Origin of the sequence: Pseudomonas frederiksbergensis, from assembly GCF_003732275.1 — a bacterium.
GTDB lineage: Bacteria > Pseudomonadota > Gammaproteobacteria > Pseudomonadales > Pseudomonadaceae > Aquipseudomonas > Aquipseudomonas frederiksbergensis_H.
Map to the genome: position 1 here is coordinate 704,918 of NZ_MOBM01000038.1, position 16,316 is coordinate 721,233.

A 16,316-nucleotide genomic window follows, 5' to 3' on the forward strand; every position below is an offset into this window, starting at 1 on the left:
TCACTATTTTTTCATCCCGACCCGCCGACGCATTTCGGCAGTAATCGTCTGTCGGGTTTTCTTCAGGTCGGCCCAGGGTTCGTCACCGATTTCGGCCAGGCGCTCATGAGCGTTGTGCACGTTCCATTGATTGCCGCCCTTGAGCTCCGCCACCTCTTCCCGAAATATCGGCACGGACACCGGCAGACCCTCGCGGGTGCGCACGGCGTAGGCGCAAATAGTGGTGGCGCCCAGACCGTTGCGCAGGTAGTCGATGAAGATACGCCCTACACGGTTTTTCGGTCCGGACACCGCAGAAAAGCGATCCGGCAGTAATTTGGCCATGTGGCTGACGATTGCGTGGCTGAAGTCCTTGACCTCGTCCCAACCTTGTTTGCGGGTCAGCGGTACCACCAGGTGAATCCCCTTGCCGCCGCTGGTTTTGAGAAACGCCTTGAGCCCCAGCTCATCCAGCACTGTGAGCGTTAGCTGGGTCGCTTCGATCATGCTTTTCCAGGGCAGCGCCGGATCCGGGTCGAGATCGAGGACAAAGCGATCAGGTTTATCCAGATCGACTGACGTGGCATTCCAGGTGTGCAGTTCCACCGTGCTCATCTGCACCGCCCCGATCAGCGCTTTGGCGTTGTTGATGATCATCACCGGTTGGCCCGTCAGTTCTTTGTCCAGGGTAACAATCCCCGGAATGGCCAGGCGTTCGGCGTTCTTCTGAAAGAACAGTTCGCCGGCGATGCCGTCCGGCGCGCGCACCAGCGCCACCGGCCGGTCCTTGAGTTGCGGCAAAACCCATTCGGCGACGCTGGCGTAGTACTCCGCCAGTTGCATCTTGGTGGTGCCGCTGCTGGCGTCGATCACCCGGTCCGGGTGCGTGATGCGCACCTTGCCGCTGGCCAGGCCGATCTGCGACGGCGCGACAGTCGACTGGGCAGCTTTTGGATCGGCGGTATCAGATATCTCAGCGGCGGATTTCTTCTTCGCTGTGGATTTTGCTGCGGCGGTTTTCGAGGCTGATGTTTTCGAGGCTGAAGTGTTCACGGTTTTCGGCAGCTCCTCGGTAATTTCTTTGGCAGGCTTGTCATCACGCAAACCATGGAACACGGCGTGGCGCACCGAGCCGTCCTTGGTCATTTCGGCGAAAGCCACTTCTGCCAACAGTGCGGGTTTGAGCCAATGCACCCCCTTGGCTTCAAAACCGCTAGGCGGATTGACCACCGACGGCTTTTTCGTCTGCAGCGGTTTCAACTGTTCGTAAATACGCTTGAGAGTCGCCTCGTTGAACCCGGTGCCAACCTTGCCGGCATAACGCAACTCACCGCTGTCGCGGTCATGCAATCCCAGTAGCAACGCACCGAAGGCACTGCGTGCGCCTTTGGGGTCAGTGAAGCCGACGACGACGAATTCCTGCCGATGCTTGCACTTGAGTTTGATCCAGTCACTGGTGCGCCGAGACACGTAAGGCGAGCCCAGGCGTTTGCCGATCAACCCTTCCATCTGCATTTCGCAGGCGCTGTTGAGCAAGGCCTCCGGGGATTCGCCGAAGGCGTCGGAGAATCGCAACAGCGGGTTTTCATAGGGTTTGAGCACGGTCGCCAGCGCGGCCCTGCGCTCCTCGACGGGCACTTCGCGCAGGTCCACGCCGTTGAGGTAGGGCAAGTCGAACAGGTAGTAAACGATGCTGCCACTTCGGCCGGAATCGAACGCGTTTTGCAGCGCCTGAAAATCCGGAACGCCTTGCTCGTTGGCGACCACCATTTCGCCGTCGAGCCAGGCCGACTCCAGCCCCAGCGCTGCCAGTGCCTCGGCTTGCCCGGGCAATTTGTGGGTCCAGTCGTGACCATTGCGGGTGAAGAGTTTGATCTCGTCGTGGTCGATACGCGCCATGACCCGGTAGCCGTCGAACTTGATCTCATAGCTCCATTCGCCGCTCGGCGCGGATTCGACCAGCGTCGCCAATTCGGGTTTGAGCAGCTCGGGCAGCTTGGCTTTGCGCGCGCCCGTCAGTTGTGCCGACTTTTCCTTACGCGCCTTGGCCGGGGCTTTTTTGATCGGTTTTGGCTTTTCAGCACCGTGCTTTTTTTCCATGATGGTGCGGTCGCTGAGCACGCTGTCAGGCTCGGCGGCGACCACGTCATATTCGCTGTCGGGTCTGGCGGCGCTGTCCTGATGTTTGATCAGAAACCACTGCTCCTGCTTGCCCGGCATGTGTGTGCGCACGAGGTTCCACAGGCCGCCAAGCTTTTCTCCTTTCAGCTCGAATTTCAGCCGGCCCTTGGTGTACGCCTTGGCCGGATCGTCTTGGGGAATCCACACTCCGCGGTCCCAGACGATCACATCGCCGGCGCCGTAATGCCCTTCGGGAATGGTGCCCTCGAACGTGGCGTAATCCAGCGGATGGTCTTCGACGTGGATGGCCAGGCGTTTGACCTTGGGGTCCAGCGACGGCCCTTTCGGCACGGCCCAACTTTTCAGCGCGCCATCGAGTTCCAGGCGAAAGTCATAGTGCAGGTGTGAGGCGTCATGCTTCTGAATGCAGAATTGCAACGCATGATCCTTCGCCGTTTTTTTGCCCGAGCGTTTGGCGGCGGCCGGTTCCGAGGTCGCCGAGAAATCGCGCATGCGGTTGTAATCGTCCAGGTTCTTGTTCATGGCTGATGCTCGTTGCCGAACGCTGAGTGGGCAGGTTCTACATCAGCAGAGCGACAGGCCCGGAAGAAAATTCCATCGCCGTTGAAATTGCCCGGACAGACGGACCGGTGTTACGGCAACAACGTTGACCGGCGCGGGCGTTTTCCCGGCTTCTATCCATGCTTACAAGAACATCAGCCCTAACGCGAAAATGATCGCCGTGGTTTCCGCTCCACGCGGCGGTCAGTTCTTTGCGGCGTTGGGTCAGCTCAAAGTGCCCGAAGACCTGCCTCGGATACTGGAGATATCTGAAGGCTTCGGCGTTACGTTTCTGCTGACGAAATCACCAGAACACACGTAGGAGCTGCCGCAGGCTGCGATCTTTTGATCTTTGGCATATTCAAAACCGCTGAAAATCAAAAGATCGCAGACTTCGCCAGCTCCTACAGGTGAATGCTCAGGCAGCACCGCCCTTGGCCTGCTGCTCCAGATGCACCTGCAACTCTGGATCGATCTTCAACGCGGCAGCCAATTCATCCAGATAGTTGCGTTCAGCGTCCTGCTGATCGTCCACCAACATCACGCTGGCAAGGTACATCTCGGCGGCCATGCCCGGATCCTGGGCGGACTGCGCCACATCGGCGGCATCCAGCGGCCGGGCGACTTCGTCATCGAGCCATTGCTGCAGTTGCGGATCGTCGGTGTGGCGGCCGATTTCGGTGCTGATCATATGTTTCTCGGCGTCATCGATGCGGCCATCAGCCTTGGCGGCGGCGATCAAGGCGCGAAGGATAGCGTGGCTGTGGTCTTCGATTTCCGGGCCAGACAACAGGTCAACGGTGCGCGGTGCCTGTTGCGGTGCCGAGGCCTGGCTGCGTTGCCAGGCCTGATACGCCTGGAACGCCATCATCCCCAAAGAAGCCAACGCCGCGTAATTGGTGCCGCCCGAGCGCGTTTGCGTCGAACCACCCATGGGTGAACCGCCGCCCAGCAAACCACCGAGTAAACCACCCAAGCCTCCGCCGCCCGCCCCGCGCCCTAACAAACCACCAAGCAACCCGCCAAGATCGCCCAAACCTCCTTGAGCTGACGCCCCACCGCCACCTTGTTGCGACTGCGAGCCCTGGCCGGCCCGCAGTAATTGCTCAAGCAAATCACTGGTGTTCATGACGACGTCCTCATCAATGGGCAGAAAATCAGTCAGGCAACGATAGTCCTCACCCGACATTCCGCCAACTCCGTCTGGCTGACGTCATGGGTGCAGCCCTTGCCCTTCACACTCCTGACAGAAACTGACACCGCCTCCTTTTATGCTGCGCCCACCTTGAATGGAGCAGCCCTATGATCACTCCCCGTTATATTTTGCTTTTCGTGGAAAACCCCGCCGTCAGCGCGCGGTTCTATGAGTTTCTGCTGGAGCGCAAGCCCGTGGAAGAGTCGCCGACCTTCGCGCTATTTGTTCTGGAGGGCGGCTACAAACTGGGGCTCTGGTCACGGCATACCGCCGAACCGGCAGCGCAGGCGACGGGCGGCGGGACCGAGCTGGCGTTCCCGGTAGAGTCCGCCGAGCAGGTCGATGCGCTGTTTGCCGATTGGAGCGCGCTCGGTCTGACCATGGCGCAAGCACCGACAGAGCTGGACTTCGGTCGCACCTTCGTCGCGCTTGACCCGGATAACCATCGGCTGCGCGTGTTCCACCCCTCGCTGAGCTGACGCCCGTCTCGTGTCGTGCTCAATACGTGCCCCGGATATTTCCGGGGTATTTTTTTGCGTGGAGGCTAAGATTCAAAGGTGGTGAACCTTATTCCCGAAAATCCGGTCGATACCTGCAACCCGACCCGGTTTGCCGACGCCCTCAACAAGAGGGTGATAATTGGCTTGCTTCACTTTCTGGAGAACGCCCCCGTGATATCCACTGTACACATTGCCAGGCTCAAAGCATGGGGCGCCCATGGTTTTACCGCCACTGGCGTGGTCACAGCCTTCCTCGCGACCCTCGCCTTGTTGGAGAACCAGCCCACCAATTGCCTGCTGTGGCTGGGCGTGGCGCTGATCGTCGACGGTCTGGACGGCGCGCTGGCACGCAAGGTGAATGTGCAGTCGGTGCTACCGAGCTTCGACGGTTCGATCCTCGACCTGGTGATCGACTACCTGACGTATGTGTTTATCCCGGCACTGTTCATCTACCGCTACATCCCGTTGCCGGACTACACCCTGCTGCTGACCGTGTCGCTGATTCTGGTGTCATCGCTGTTTTGTTTCTGCAACGTCAATATGAAGAGCAAAGACAACTACTTTCAGGGCTTCCCCGCCGCGTGGAACGTGGTTGCGCTGTGCCTGTACATCATCGACCCGTCGCCGTGGATCACCTTGATCGCCGTCATCGGCCTGGCGCTGCTGACCGTGACCCGAATGAAGTTTCTTCACCCGTTCCGCGTACGGCGATTCATGCCGATCAACATTGCCGTGACGGCCGTCTGGCTGCTGTGCAGCTTGTCGCTGGTGGTCAACCACCCGGTTATCAATCCGCTGGTGATGGGCTTGTGGCTGCTGATGTCGGCGTACTTCCTGGGGATCTGCTTCTGGCGCACGGCGCTGGAGTGGTTCGACAGCTCGCGGCTCAAATAGGCACTGCGATCATGCCCATCCACATCGTCCAACTCGGCTCACCCCGCACCGCGAATGAAGGGCTGCGCCTGGGCACGGTACGCCGTCCGCCTCGGGGCGTACCAAAGGCCGAATTTGCCAGCCGGGATTTTTACGATGTGTGGCAACCGCTGCTGTCCCCCAGCCCCGAGTTGGTCGCCGAAGCCAAAGCGGCTGAAGATGCCAAAGCCTGGAGCTCCTTCAAGCGCAAATTCAAGGCCGAGATGAACCATCCCGCGCCCAGCCAGATGCTCGACCTGCTGGCCGCCCTCTCCCATCAAACATCGCTGGCCGTAGGATGTTATTGCGAGGAAGAGGCACACTGCCACCGTTCCGTATTACGGGAATTGCTGGAGGCACGGGGCGCGAAGGTTGTTTAAATAAAATGAACAGCACAAATCCCCTGTGGGAGCGGGCTTGCTCGCGAAGGCGGTCTTCCCGTTGATAGAAATGTTGCCTGATACTCCGCCTTCGCGAGCAAGCCCGCTCCCNNGGGAGCGGGCTTGCTCGCGAAGGCGGAGTATCAGGCAACATTTCTATCAACGGGAAGACCGCCTTCGCGAGCAAGCCCGCTCCCACAGGGGATTTGTGCTGTTCATTTTATTTAAACAACCTTCGCGCCCCGTGCCTCCAGCAATTCCCGTAATACGGAACGGTGGCAGTGTGCCTCTTCCTCGCAATAACATCCTACGGCCAGCGATGTTTGATGGGAGAGGGCGGCCAGCAGGTCGAGCATCTGGCTGGGCGCGGGATGGTTCATCTCGGCCTTGAATTTGCGCTTGAAGGAGCTCCAGGCTTTGGCATCTTCAGCCGCTTTGGCTTCGGCGACCAACTCGGGGCTGGGGGACAGCAGCGGTTGCCACACATCGTAAAAATCCCGGCTGGCAAATTCGGCCTTTGGTACGCCCCGAGGCGGACGGCGTACCGTGCCCAGGCGCAGCCCTTCATTCGCGGTGCGGGGTGAGCCGAGTTGGACGATGTGGATGGGCATGATCGCAGTGCCTATTTGAGCCGCGAGCTGTCGAACCACTCCAGCGCCGTGCGCCAGAAGCAGATCCCCAGGAAGTACGCCGACATCAGCAGCCACAAGCCCATCACCAGCGGATTGATAACCGGGTGGTTGACCACCAGCGACAAGCTGCACAGCAGCCAGACGGCCGTCACGGCAATGTTGATCGGCATGAATCGCCGTACGCGGAACGGGTGAAGAAACTTCATTCGGGTCACGGTCAGCAGCGCCAGGCCGATGACGGCGATCAAGGTGATCCACGGCGACGGGTCGATGATGTACAGGCACAGCGCAACCACGTTCCACGCGGCGGGGAAGCCCTGAAAGTAGTTGTCTTTGCTCTTCATATTGACGTTGCAGAAACAAAACAGCGATGACACCAGAATCAGCGACACGGTCAGCAGCAGGGTGTAGTCCGGCAACGGGATGTAGCGGTAGATGAACAGTGCCGGGATAAACACATACGTCAGGTAGTCGATCACCAGGTCGAGGATCGAACCGTCGAAGCTCGGTAGCACCGACTGCACATTCACCTTGCGTGCCAGCGCGCCGTCCAGACCGTCGACGATCAGCGCCACGCCCAGCCACAGCAGGCAATTGGTGGGCTGGTTCTCCAACAAGGCGAGGGTCGCGAGGAAGGCTGTGACCACGCCAGTGGCGGTAAAACCATGGGCGCCCCATGCTTTGAGCCTGGCAATGTGTACAGTGGATATCACGGGGGCGTTCTCCAGAAAGTGAAGCAAGCCAATTATCACCCTCTTGTTGAGGGCGTCGGCAAACCGGGTCGGGTTGCAGGTATCGACCGGATTTTCGGGAATAAGGTTCACCACCTTTGAATCTTAGCCTCCACGCAAAAAAATACCCCGGAAATATCCGGGGCACGTATTGAGCACGACACGAGACGGGCGTCAGCTCAGCGAGGGGTGGAACACGCGCAGCCGATGGTTATCCGGGTCAAGCGCGACGAAGGTGCGACCGAAGTCCAGCTCTGTCGGTGCTTGCGCCATGGTCAGACCGAGCGCGCTCCAATCGGCAAACAGCGCATCGACCTGCTCGGCGGACTCTACCGGGAACGCCAGCTCGGTCCCGCCGCCCGTCGCCTGCGCTGCCGGTTCGGCGGTATGCCGTGACCAGAGCCCCAGTTTGTAGCCGCCCTCCAGAACAAATAGCGCGAAGGTCGGCGACTCTTCCACGGGCTTGCGCTCCAGCAGAAACTCATAGAACCGCGCGCTGACGGCGGGGTTTTCCACGAAAAGCAAAATATAACGGGGAGTGATCATAGGGCTGCTCCATTCAAGGTGGGCGCAGCATAAAAGGAGGCGGTGTCAGTTTCTGTCAGGAGTGTGAAGGGCAAGGGCTGCACCCATGACGTCAGCCAGACGGAGTTGGCGGAATGTCGGGTGAGGACTATCGTTGCCTGACTGATTTTCTGCCCATTGATGAGGACGTCGTCATGAACACCAGTGATTTGCTTGAGCAATTACTGCGGGCCGGCCAGGGCTCGCAGTCGCAACAAGGTGGCGGTGGGGCGTCAGCTCAAGGAGGTTTGGGCGATCTTGGCGGGTTGCTTGGTGGTTTGTTAGGGCGCGGGGCGGGCGGCGGAGGCTTGGGTGGTTTACTCGGTGGTTTGCTGGGCGGCGGTTCACCCATGGGTGGTTCGACGCAAACGCGCTCGGGCGGCACCAATTACGCGGCGTTGGCTTCTTTGGGGATGATGGCGTTCCAGGCGTATCAGGCCTGGCAACGCAGCCAGGCCTCGGCACCGCAACAGGCACCGCGCACCGTTGACCTGTTGTCTGGCCCGGAAATCGAAGACCACAGCCACGCTATCCTTCGCGCCTTGATCGCCGCCGCCAAGGCTGATGGCCGCATCGATGACGCCGAGAAACATATGATCAGCACCGAAATCGGCCGCCACACCGACGATCCGCAACTGCAGCAATGGCTCGATGACGAAGTCGCCCGGCCGCTGGATGCCGCCGATGTGGCGCAGTCCGCCCAGGATCCGGGCATGGCCGCCGAGATGTACCTTGCCAGCGTGATGTTGGTGGACGATCAGCAGGACGCTGAACGCAACTATCTGGATGAATTGGCTGCCGCGTTGAAGATCGATCCAGAGTTGCAGGTGCATCTGGAGCAGCAGGCCAAGGGCGGTGCTGCCTGAGCATTCACCTGTAGGAGCTGGCGAAGTCTGCGATCTTTTGATTTTCAGCGGTTTTGAATATGCCAAAGATCAAAAGATCGCAGCCTGCGGCAGCTCCTACGTGTGTTCTGGTGATTTCGTCAGCAGAAACGTAACGCCGAAGCCTTCAGATATCTCCAGTATCCGAGGCAGGTCTTCGGGCACTTTGAGCTGACCCAACGCCGCAAAGAACTGACCGCCGCGTGGAGCGGAAACCACGGCGATCATTTTCGCGTTAGGGCTGATGTTCTTGTAAGCATGGATAGAAGCCGGGAAAACGCCCGCGCCGGTCAACGTTGTTGCCGTAACACCGGTCCGTCTGTCCGGGCAATTTCAACGGCGATGGAATTTTCTTCCGGGCCTGTCGCTCTGCTGATGTAGAACCTGCCCACTCAGCGTTCGGCAACGAGCATCAGCCATGAACAAGAACCTGGACGATTACAACCGCATGCGCGATTTCTCGGCGACCTCGGAACCGGCCGCCGCCAAACGCTCGGGCAAAAAAACGGCGAAGGATCATGCGTTGCAATTCTGCATTCAGAAGCATGACGCCTCACACCTGCACTATGACTTTCGCCTGGAACTCGATGGCGCGCTGAAAAGTTGGGCCGTGCCGAAAGGGCCGTCGCTGGACCCCAAGGTCAAACGCCTGGCCATCCACGTCGAAGACCATCCGCTGGATTACGCCACGTTCGAGGGCACCATTCCCGAAGGGCATTACGGCGCCGGCGATGTGATCGTCTGGGACCGCGGAGTGTGGATTCCCCAAGACGATCCGGCCAAGGCGTACACCAAGGGCCGGCTGAAATTCGAGCTGAAAGGAGAAAAGCTTGGCGGCCTGTGGAACCTCGTGCGCACACACATGCCGGGCAAGCAGGAGCAGTGGTTTCTGATCAAACATCAGGACAGCGCCGCCAGACCCGACAGCGAATATGACGTGGTCGCCGCCGAGCCTGACAGCGTGCTCAGCGACCGCACCATCATGGAAAAAAAGCACGGTGCTGAAAAGCCAAAACCGATCAAAAAAGCCCCGGCCAAGGCGCGTAAGGAAAAGTCGGCACAACTGACGGGCGCGCGCAAAGCCAAGCTGCCCGAGCTGCTCAAACCCGAATTGGCGACGCTGGTCGAATCCGCGCCGAGCGGCGAATGGAGCTATGAGATCAAGTTCGACGGCTACCGGGTCATGGCGCGTATCGACCACGACGAGATCAAACTCTTCACCCGCAATGGTCACGACTGGACCCACAAATTGCCCGGGCAAGCCGAGGCACTGGCAGCGCTGGGGCTGGAGTCGGCCTGGCTCGACGGCGAAATGGTGGTCGCCAACGAGCAAGGCGTTCCGGATTTTCAGGCGCTGCAAAACGCGTTCGATTCCGGCCGAAGTGGCAGCATCGTTTACTACCTGTTCGACTTGCCCTACCTCAACGGCGTGGACCTGCGCGAAGTGCCCGTCGAGGAGCGCAGGGCCGCGCTGGCGACCGTGCTCAAACCCTATGAAAACCCGCTGTTGCGATTCTCCGACGCCTTCGGCGAATCCCCGGAGGCCTTGCTCAACAGCGCCTGCGAAATGCAGATGGAAGGGTTGATCGGCAAACGCCTGGGCTCGCCTTACGTGTCTCGGCGCACCAGTGACTGGATCAAACTCAAGTGCAAGCATCGGCAGGAATTCGTCGTCGTCGGCTTCACTGACCCCAAAGGCGCACGCAGTGCCTTCGGTGCGTTGCTACTGGGATTGCATGACCGCGACAGCGGTGAGTTGCGTTATGCCGGCAAGGTTGGCACCGGGTTCAACGAGGCGACTCTCAAGCGTATTTACGAACAGTTGAAACCGCTGCAGACGAAAAAGCCGTCGGTGGTCAATCCGCCTAGCGGTTTTGAAGCCAAGGGGGTGCATTGGCTCAAACCCGCACTGTTGGCAGAAGTGGCTTTCGCCGAAATGACCAAGGACGGCTCGGTGCGCCACGCCGTGTTCCATGGTTTGCGTGATGACAAGCCTGCCAAAGAAATTACCGAGGAGCTGCCGAAAACCGTGAACACTTCAGCCTCGAAAACATCAGCCTCGAAAACCGCCGCAGCAAAATCCACAGCGAAGAAGAAATCCGCCGCTGAGATATCTGATACCGCCGATCCAAAAGCTGCCCAGTCGACTGTCGCGCCGTCGCAGATCGGCCTGGCCAGCGGCAAGGTGCGCATCACGCACCCGGACCGGGTGATCGACGCCAGCAGCGGCACCACCAAGATGCAACTGGCGGAGTACTACGCCAGCGTCGCCGAATGGGTTTTGCCGCAACTCAAGGACCGGCCGGTGGCGCTGGTGCGCGCGCCGGACGGCATCGCCGGCGAACTGTTCTTTCAGAAGAACGCCGAACGCCTGGCCATTCCGGGGATTGTTACCCTGGACAAAGAACTGACGGGCCAACCGGTGATGATCATCAACAACGCCAAAGCGCTGATCGGGGCGGTGCAGATGAGCACGGTGGAACTGCACACCTGGAATGCCACGTCAGTCGATCTGGATAAACCTGATCGCTTTGTCCTCGATCTCGACCCGGATCCGGCGCTGCCCTGGAAAAGCATGATCGAAGCGACCCAGCTAACGCTCACAGTGCTGGATGAGCTGGGGCTCAAGGCGTTTCTCAAAACCAGCGGCGGCAAGGGGATTCACCTGGTGGTACCGCTGACCCGCAAACAAGGTTGGGACGAGGTCAAGGACTTCAGCCACGCAATCGTCAGCCACATGGCCAAATTACTGCCGGATCGCTTTTCTGCGGTGTCCGGACCGAAAAACCGTGTAGGGCGTATCTTCATCGACTACCTGCGCAACGGTCTGGGCGCCACCACTATTTGCGCCTACGCCGTGCGCACCCGCGAGGGTCTGCCGGTGTCCGTGCCGATATTTCGGGAAGAGGTGGCGGAGCTCAAGGGCGGCAATCAATGGAACGTGCACAACGCTCATGAGCGCCTGGCCGAAATCGGTGACGAACCCTGGGCCGACCTGAAGAAAACCCGACAGACGATTACTGCCGAAATGCGTCGGCGGGTCGGGATGAAAAAATAGTGAATCAGAAGGAAGGCGGCGAGGGCGCTCGCCGCCTTGACGACTATCGCTTGCCGAGCGCGGCAGCCAGCAGCGGCGCCGCTTGTTCATCGGTCAATGCGGCGTGGACTTCCATGCTCATGAGGTCACTCCATTCCAGCACCCACTTCTGAATCAACACCGGATCATCGGCTTCTGCAATGCCAAAACCACTCGAGCCACCGACGGCATGCCAGCGCCCCAGCATGTTGACGCCTGCGGGTGGCGCGCCACCGGTCTTGAGAAAACGTTCGATTGCGCTGTTACGATGTTGCGGACTGATGGACCAACGGACGATGAATAACATTTGCCATCTCCTGCTACGGATTGGCACCTTTATCTTCGCGCACCTGGCTGGCGCCGGGGCCACGGTCACGTTTGTGTTTCCAGCTCCATCCTGGCTGGCCTGAAACCCTTTCTCCCATGAAAAGGCATAGCAGCGGCCCGCGTTTTGCGTGTGACCGCTGATCCTTTTTCAGGCAGTTGAAATGAACATATCGGGATAACAGTGCAAACCATCAGGCATCGCGCAACAAGTCGTTGGCATTGAGCAGCTCGTAGGCAATCTCCGGGCGCTTCTCCAGCCCTCGACGAATCGCCGCCGGAATCGACTGACGGGTTTTGCGGCACAGACCCGGCAATTCGCCGAGGGTGATGTTGATGCCGCGCATGGTGCGCACTTCATTGAAGCCCGGAACGATCTCCACGCGCAGACCCAACTGCTCATACATCCGCCGTTGCAGACGCTCCAGGTCGCCGAGGCTCTGAAGGTTTTCCAGGCGCTCGACCAGACGCTTTTCCTCCGACCGGGTCAGGCTCAGGATGCGCAAATCCGCGCCGGGGGTTTCCAGCAAAGGCTCACGCTCGCAGATGCAGGCTCCGGGCGGGCAGGGTTGGCGGATCGGAAGAGAGGTCGTCATGGGGTTCAATCATAGAGCGCTATGATCGGGTTTGCCCATGGGGTTTTTGCCGTTGAGCGCGATGTCTACACCCCGGGCTTGCTGTCCTCGGCCGGGTTTATCGCGGATCTTGTATTTCGTACCAGGACGCTTTCGAGGATACACAGGCATGTTTCTGCTTTTTAGCCAGTAATGGCGTATCCAGCGTACCTATCGCGACCGAAATCCAATCCGGGAACGGTCCTTTCGAATCAGACCAGAACAGCGAGGAGCCACAGTTGGAGCAGAACTGTCGTGTTACGCCTTCGGACGACTGATAACCCTTGAGCGTCTCTGCGCTAGTCATGATCGAAACCGCTGACCTGGGAGCGCTGGCATACGTCGCGAAGGCTGCACCATGCCCCTTTCGGCATTGGCTGCAATGGCAATGGGTGACGGCTTTCAGCTTCGTTGATACCTGATACTTCACCGCGCCGCATAGGCAGCTACCTTGGTAAAACCCATCCATGTTCATCTTTCCCCGGTTTTTGATCGCGCTACTTTAGATGGGAGGGTGGGGTTTGGGGAATGGCTGCTATCGACTGTGGATTCAACCGGTTTCTGAAGCCATCCAGGTCAAAAAACTATGCAGCTGAGTCGTAAACTCTTTTGGCTTAGCGTACGGGTTCCTTGCCTGGGACAAGAAAAAAGAGATCTGCATTCTCATACACGGGTAATGCTGAACAAACAGCTCGACATGTTCTTCCAGTGTTTGCGGCCACATCAAGTCCTGTTCAGAGCGAAGTACTTGAGTTGACCGGATGAGTTTGCGCGAGGCTTCGCGTTGCAAGCGTAGCGATTGCGTCGGTGTCGCCGCCTGATCGATAAGATCGGCATACCGGGTCAGTACGGATTCGAAGTCACCATTTACGGCAATGGCGATATCACACGACGGCTTGAACCGGTCGAAGCGCTTGGTCAGATCATTCCCCCATAAGCAACGACAGTGATGCTTGAGCCAATACCCCCAGCTCAATCGATTGTCCGCCGCCAATACTTCAGAACGACTACCGATATCAAAATCGATCTTGATGATTTCGGTATGCCGACTTTCCAGCGTGTGCCTTTTCGACTCCAGCATTTCCAGATCCTGCGACGCAGGAGGGCTGTGCAGGACAAGGGTTAGATCTAGGTCGGAAACCCCCAGCACGGCGTCGCCTCTAGCGACGCTGCCATAAAGATAAATCCCGTCCAGTAGAGGTTCCGACCGAGTGAGCATCATGCAAACATTCGCCAGCAAATCCTGAAACTGTGGCTGCACCTCGACATTGGACACGGTGAGGATATAACCGTCTGCATCAATGCCACGAGGATGGAATCGTTCCATGAAGCCGTCCGTGAGTTGTGTTCGGAGAGGTACTTTAACAGAGCCAATAGTGTCCGCTTCTGGCCGTACTCTACCGATCGCTTCTTCGACGAGCATTGGTAAGTCGAATGTAAACGCTGTTCAGCACTAAAGTGACTTGTGATGGTCAATAAATCCCGCAACGACCCTCAGCAGTCGTACTGCTCGGAACCGACCGAATCCGCATCGGTATTTTGATCAAGGACAGTGAAAGCATGCTTGCCGCAATTTAATCAGCAACCGCCTCCACCGGGTTCCGTGAATCGGGACTCGTCGTACGTTTTACCCCCTCAATCCTATTCGAAGATTTAAAGCATGCACCTACGCAAAATTGCAGTTGGGCTGTCGGCCCTTGTTTTGCTCTCGACCGGGGCAGAAGCCCGCAGTCTGCTGGATCTCCTCAAACCGCCCGCCCAGCATCAGGAACAAGTATCCCGCTCGGGCTCGGTCAGCCAGAACGCGGCTCTGGGCCTCTATTCAAACAAACAGAAACAGGCATCGTTTGACGGCTGCGCAGATCTGTTCCCGGCTGCGAAACCAATAAACATGGCCTCTGTGCCTGCAACAATGAAACCCCTGGCCCTGTGTTCCGACAACTTTGCAGTGCTGTACTCGCAAACCAGCAAGACGCCGCTGGTAGTAGTCGAACGCCTTAATGCCGCCCAGCTGCAGGATGCCAAAGGCGAGGAGCGCACCAACCAGTTTTACCCGGACCCACGCATCCCCAAGAGTGGACGGGCAGAGTTGAGCGACTACCGTAGTCAACATCCGGCCGTGGACCGCGGTCATCAATCCCCGGCAGCCGATGCACCGAACCCCAATGCAATGGCCCAATCCTTTGCGCTGTCGAACATGGTGCCGCAAGACCCAACCAATAACCGGAAGATCTGGAGTAAGGTCGAGTCCGATGTCAGAAAGTTTGCCAAGCGAGCCGATGGCAATGTTTTTGTCTTCACCGGCCCGCTCTTTGACTCAGGCCACACCACCATCGGCGAAAACAAGGTCTGGGTGCCGACGCGCCTGTTCAAACTGGTATACGACGCATCGTCCAAGCGTGCCTGGGCCTACGTACTACCCAACGCTGAAACCCGTATCGAGAGACCGATGGACTATGACGCTTTCGTGAAGAGTACCGGGCTCAAATTGCTGGGGAATCTACCGGTCACAGGTTCCGTAGGGCGCTCTTGATGGCTTGATGAATTGCACCCCAAAGGCTGGATGCAACCTTTGGGGTGTTCCATTCTGGCCCAATATTTTAAGCTGATATCATTCAAGAGCTTACAAACCGAGTAGAAAAATATGAATCGTCGTAAAAAAATAAAGCAGTTATTAAAGGCTCACGCCAAAAAGGCTAGTGCCAAATTGGCACCGCCAAGCAAGTCCAAATACATTAGTAAAGCTGACCGATTGAAGCTGGCTGCTGAATCCGGTGACGACTCAATCATTTCTGAGAACTGATCTGTGTAGCTTGAGCACCACCGCAATTTACAAATTTGATTGGGCTATTCATTCCGATGGCACGTGCCGCGAGGATGCGGCCTGACAATTCATTCAAGCCGTAGCCGCTTCGCGGCTCTGAATCGAACCAGATTCCCTGGGTACATTTGATTGGCCGCTTTTGGCCGTTATCTACCTGATACAACAGCCTGTTATCCCTGGCAATGCAGCCGGCCCGATGCGCTCGGCTATCGGTCCAGCAGAGGTGCCAGCAATGCACACATGCTGCGCCAGTGCGAACCCTCCCAGTAAACCCGTTGGCAGTTGTCGCAGCGCAGGAAGTGCGAATAGAGGGCGCCAACGCGTGGCGGTACCTGCGCCAGGGCCAGTTCCGGGCTGATCTCGTGCAGCGGCAGGTTGCAATGAAGGCACAGGCTGAATGGCCGCGCGCTACGCGCCAGGTCGAGGCGCTCGTACAATTCGCGCAACTGCAGCGACGGTTTCAGGGCATGCACGTAACAGCCGTGGCTGATGATCCGCCGCTTGAGCAGTTCGCGGTCGCGGGTTAGCACGATGCGCCCTTGCTGCGCAGCGATCTCGGCGATCTCGCCATCCTCGAAGCCATTGTCGTAGAGGGTGTCGAAGCCACTCATGCGCAGCAGGTTGGCCAGCCCGCCAAGGTGCGCATCAGCGACGAAGCGCAGCACCCGTAAAGGTTGCGCACGAACCTTGAGCAGCGGGCTGATGTCCAGCGCTTCGAACTTGGGATACACCGCCAGCCGGTCACCGTCGAAGATCACCCGCTCGAAGCCCACCGACTCGCCGTTGAGCAGCACCAGCTCGACCTCGGTGTGCGGTATCCCGAGCGCCTCGATCATATGCTTGACCGTCGCCCCGCGCGCGCACTCGCAGGTGAAGGACTGCCGCCGCCGTTCAGCCGGCAGGAAATCGTTGAGCTCCTCGTAGAAGCGGAAGGTTGCACTGGTCATGCTGAATAGTATGGCAGCTCCTTTTTCACCATGAAGGGAATCACCCTTACACGCGCAGCACGGCGTCGCCTC

Annotated in this window: 17 protein-coding genes and 2 pseudogenes; 8 read left to right on the forward strand and 11 right to left on the reverse strand. The window is 58.6% G+C overall.

Features of this window, described 5'->3' with window-relative positions:
- Window positions 1-3: 3 nt before the first annotated feature.
- Window positions 4-2,643 carry a DNA ligase D gene (ligD, locus tag BK662_RS22580; RefSeq protein WP_123359917.1) on the reverse strand — a complete coding sequence of 880 codons (2,640 nt, stop codon included), beginning with the start codon at window positions 2,641-2,643 and terminating at the stop codon, window positions 4-6.
- A gap of 145 nt (window positions 2,644-2,788) precedes the next feature.
- Between ligD (BK662_RS22580) and BK662_RS35455 the strand changes: the two are divergent.
- Window positions 2,789-2,983, forward strand: a pseudogene (locus tag BK662_RS35455) (cupin domain-containing protein); the annotation flags it as partial.
- Between the two features lie 96 nt (window positions 2,984-3,079).
- Here BK662_RS35455 and BK662_RS22590 read toward each other — a convergent pair.
- On the reverse strand, window positions 3,080-3,850 hold the full coding sequence (locus BK662_RS22590; RefSeq protein ID WP_123359918.1) for a tellurite resistance TerB family protein: 771 nt from the start codon (window positions 3,848-3,850) through the stop codon (window positions 3,080-3,082).
- A gap of 113 nt (window positions 3,851-3,963) precedes the next feature.
- On the opposite strand from BK662_RS22590, the gene BK662_RS22595 reads away from it, so the two are divergent.
- The 3 genes from BK662_RS22595 (at window position 3,964) to BK662_RS22605 (ending at window position 5,648) form a co-directional block, all read left to right on the forward strand.
- Window positions 3,964-4,335: a VOC family protein gene (locus tag BK662_RS22595; RefSeq protein ID WP_123359919.1), complete on the forward strand. Its 372-nt coding sequence runs from the start codon at window positions 3,964-3,966 to the stop codon at window positions 4,333-4,335.
- 192 nt (window positions 4,336-4,527) lie between these two features.
- Window positions 4,528-5,250, forward strand: a complete 723-nt coding sequence (pcsA, locus tag BK662_RS22600; RefSeq protein ID WP_123359944.1) for a phosphatidylcholine synthase — start codon at window positions 4,528-4,530, stop codon at window positions 5,248-5,250.
- 11 nt (window positions 5,251-5,261) lie between these two features.
- Entirely contained in the window at window positions 5,262-5,648 is a 387-nt protein-coding gene (locus BK662_RS22605; protein WP_123359920.1) for a DUF488 domain-containing protein, read from the forward strand.
- A gap of 224 nt (window positions 5,649-5,872) precedes the next feature.
- On the opposite strand, the gene BK662_RS22610 is transcribed toward BK662_RS22605, so the two are convergent.
- The 3 genes from BK662_RS22610 to BK662_RS22620 form a co-directional block, all read right to left on the reverse strand.
- Complete coding sequence (locus BK662_RS22610; RefSeq protein ID WP_123359920.1) at window positions 5,873-6,259, reverse strand: DUF488 domain-containing protein; 387 nt, start codon at window positions 6,257-6,259, stop codon at window positions 5,873-5,875.
- An 11-nt stretch (window positions 6,260-6,270) separates the two neighbouring features.
- Entirely contained in the window at window positions 6,271-6,993 is a 723-nt protein-coding gene (gene pcsA, locus BK662_RS22615; protein WP_123359944.1) for a phosphatidylcholine synthase, read from the reverse strand.
- Window positions 6,994-7,185: 192 nt separating this feature from the next.
- Window positions 7,186-7,557: a VOC family protein gene (locus BK662_RS22620; RefSeq protein ID WP_123359919.1), complete on the reverse strand. Its 372-nt coding sequence runs from the start codon at window positions 7,555-7,557 to the stop codon at window positions 7,186-7,188.
- Between the two features lie 113 nt (window positions 7,558-7,670).
- Between BK662_RS22620 and BK662_RS22625 the strand changes: the two genes are divergently transcribed.
- On the forward strand, window positions 7,671-8,441 hold the full coding sequence (locus BK662_RS22625; protein WP_123359918.1) for a tellurite resistance TerB family protein: 771 nt from the start codon (window positions 7,671-7,673) through the stop codon (window positions 8,439-8,441).
- A gap of 96 nt (window positions 8,442-8,537) precedes the next feature.
- Here BK662_RS22625 and BK662_RS35450 read toward each other — a convergent pair.
- Window positions 8,538-8,732, reverse strand: a pseudogene (locus tag BK662_RS35450) (cupin domain-containing protein); the annotation flags it as partial.
- A gap of 145 nt (window positions 8,733-8,877) precedes the next feature.
- On the opposite strand from BK662_RS35450, the gene ligD (BK662_RS22635) reads away from it, so the two are divergent.
- On the forward strand, window positions 8,878-11,517 hold the full coding sequence (ligD, locus tag BK662_RS22635; RefSeq protein WP_123359917.1) for a DNA ligase D: 2,640 nt from the start codon (window positions 8,878-8,880) through the stop codon (window positions 11,515-11,517).
- 43 nt (window positions 11,518-11,560) lie between these two features.
- Here ligD (BK662_RS22635) and BK662_RS22640 read toward each other — a convergent pair whose 3' ends face one another.
- The 4 genes from BK662_RS22640 to BK662_RS22655 all read right to left on the reverse strand — a co-directional run bounded on the left by BK662_RS22640 (window position 11,561) and on the right by BK662_RS22655 (window position 13,800).
- The gene (locus BK662_RS22640) at window positions 11,561-11,842 is read right to left on the reverse strand and encodes a DUF3303 domain-containing protein (protein ID WP_123359916.1); all 282 of its coding nucleotides are present in this window, start codon (window positions 11,840-11,842) and stop codon (window positions 11,561-11,563) included.
- A gap of 211 nt (window positions 11,843-12,053) precedes the next feature.
- Window positions 12,054-12,455, reverse strand: a complete 402-nt coding sequence (locus BK662_RS22645) for a hypothetical protein (protein WP_008073195.1) — start codon at window positions 12,453-12,455, stop codon at window positions 12,054-12,056.
- A gap of 97 nt (window positions 12,456-12,552) precedes the next feature.
- A complete protein-coding gene (locus BK662_RS22650) occupies window positions 12,553-12,942 on the reverse strand; it encodes a GFA family protein (protein ID WP_123359915.1) in 390 nt (129 codons plus the stop codon).
- Window positions 12,943-13,023: 81 nt separating this feature from the next.
- Window positions 13,024-13,800 (reverse strand): nucleotidyltransferase domain-containing protein, encoded by a 777-nt coding sequence (locus BK662_RS22655; protein WP_123359914.1) that lies wholly within the window; start codon window positions 13,798-13,800, stop codon window positions 13,024-13,026.
- Between the two features lie 333 nt (window positions 13,801-14,133).
- Here BK662_RS22655 and BK662_RS22660 point away from each other — a divergent pair, with 333 nt between their 5' ends.
- Together BK662_RS22660 and BK662_RS22665 are read left to right on the forward strand one after the other, a co-directional pair.
- Window positions 14,134-15,006: a DNA/RNA non-specific endonuclease gene (locus BK662_RS22660; RefSeq protein WP_123359913.1), complete on the forward strand. Its 873-nt coding sequence runs from the start codon at window positions 14,134-14,136 to the stop codon at window positions 15,004-15,006.
- Between the two features lie 111 nt (window positions 15,007-15,117).
- Entirely contained in the window at window positions 15,118-15,276 is a 159-nt protein-coding gene (locus tag BK662_RS22665; protein ID WP_123359912.1) for a DUF2986 domain-containing protein, read from the forward strand.
- Window positions 15,277-15,503: 227 nt separating this feature from the next.
- Here BK662_RS22665 and BK662_RS22670 read toward each other — a convergent pair whose 3' ends face one another.
- Complete coding sequence (locus BK662_RS22670; protein ID WP_123359911.1) at window positions 15,504-16,244, reverse strand: Mut7-C RNAse domain-containing protein; 741 nt, start codon at window positions 16,242-16,244, stop codon at window positions 15,504-15,506.
- Window positions 16,245-16,316 lie beyond the last annotated feature (72 nt).

What these genes read in the sequence shown, in the direction of transcription:
- ligD (WP_123359917.1), bottom strand. Translation starts at nt 2,643, where the DNA reads ATGAACAAGAACCTGGACGATTACAACCGCATGCGCGATTTCTCGGCG.
- BK662_RS22590 (WP_123359918.1), bottom strand. Translation starts at nt 3,850, where the DNA reads ATGTCGGGTGAGGACTATCGTTGCCTGACTGATTTTCTGCCCATTGAT.
- BK662_RS22595 (WP_123359919.1), top strand. Translation starts at nt 3,964, where the DNA reads ATGATCACTCCCCGTTATATTTTGCTTTTCGTGGAAAACCCCGCCGTC.
- BK662_RS22605 (WP_123359920.1), top strand. Translation starts at nt 5,262, where the DNA reads ATGCCCATCCACATCGTCCAACTCGGCTCACCCCGCACCGCGAATGAA.
- BK662_RS22610 (WP_123359920.1), bottom strand. Translation starts at nt 6,259, where the DNA reads ATGCCCATCCACATCGTCCAACTCGGCTCACCCCGCACCGCGAATGAA.
- BK662_RS22620 (WP_123359919.1), bottom strand. Translation starts at nt 7,557, where the DNA reads ATGATCACTCCCCGTTATATTTTGCTTTTCGTGGAAAACCCCGCCGTC.
- BK662_RS22625 (WP_123359918.1), top strand. Translation starts at nt 7,671, where the DNA reads ATGTCGGGTGAGGACTATCGTTGCCTGACTGATTTTCTGCCCATTGAT.
- ligD (WP_123359917.1), top strand. Translation starts at nt 8,878, where the DNA reads ATGAACAAGAACCTGGACGATTACAACCGCATGCGCGATTTCTCGGCG.
- BK662_RS22640 (WP_123359916.1), bottom strand. Translation starts at nt 11,842, where the DNA reads ATGTTATTCATCGTCCGTTGGTCCATCAGTCCGCAACATCGTAACAGC.
- BK662_RS22645 (WP_008073195.1), bottom strand. Translation starts at nt 12,455, where the DNA reads ATGACGACCTCTCTTCCGATCCGCCAACCCTGCCCGCCCGGAGCCTGC.
- BK662_RS22650 (WP_123359915.1), bottom strand. Translation starts at nt 12,942, where the DNA reads ATGGATGGGTTTTACCAAGGTAGCTGCCTATGCGGCGCGGTGAAGTAT.
- BK662_RS22655 (WP_123359914.1), bottom strand. Translation starts at nt 13,800, where the DNA reads ATGGAACGATTCCATCCTCGTGGCATTGATGCAGACGGTTATATCCTC.
- BK662_RS22660 (WP_123359913.1), top strand. Translation starts at nt 14,134, where the DNA reads ATGCACCTACGCAAAATTGCAGTTGGGCTGTCGGCCCTTGTTTTGCTC.
- BK662_RS22665 (WP_123359912.1), top strand. Translation starts at nt 15,118, where the DNA reads ATGAATCGTCGTAAAAAAATAAAGCAGTTATTAAAGGCTCACGCCAAA.
- BK662_RS22670 (WP_123359911.1), bottom strand. Translation starts at nt 16,244, where the DNA reads ATGACCAGTGCAACCTTCCGCTTCTACGAGGAGCTCAACGATTTCCTG.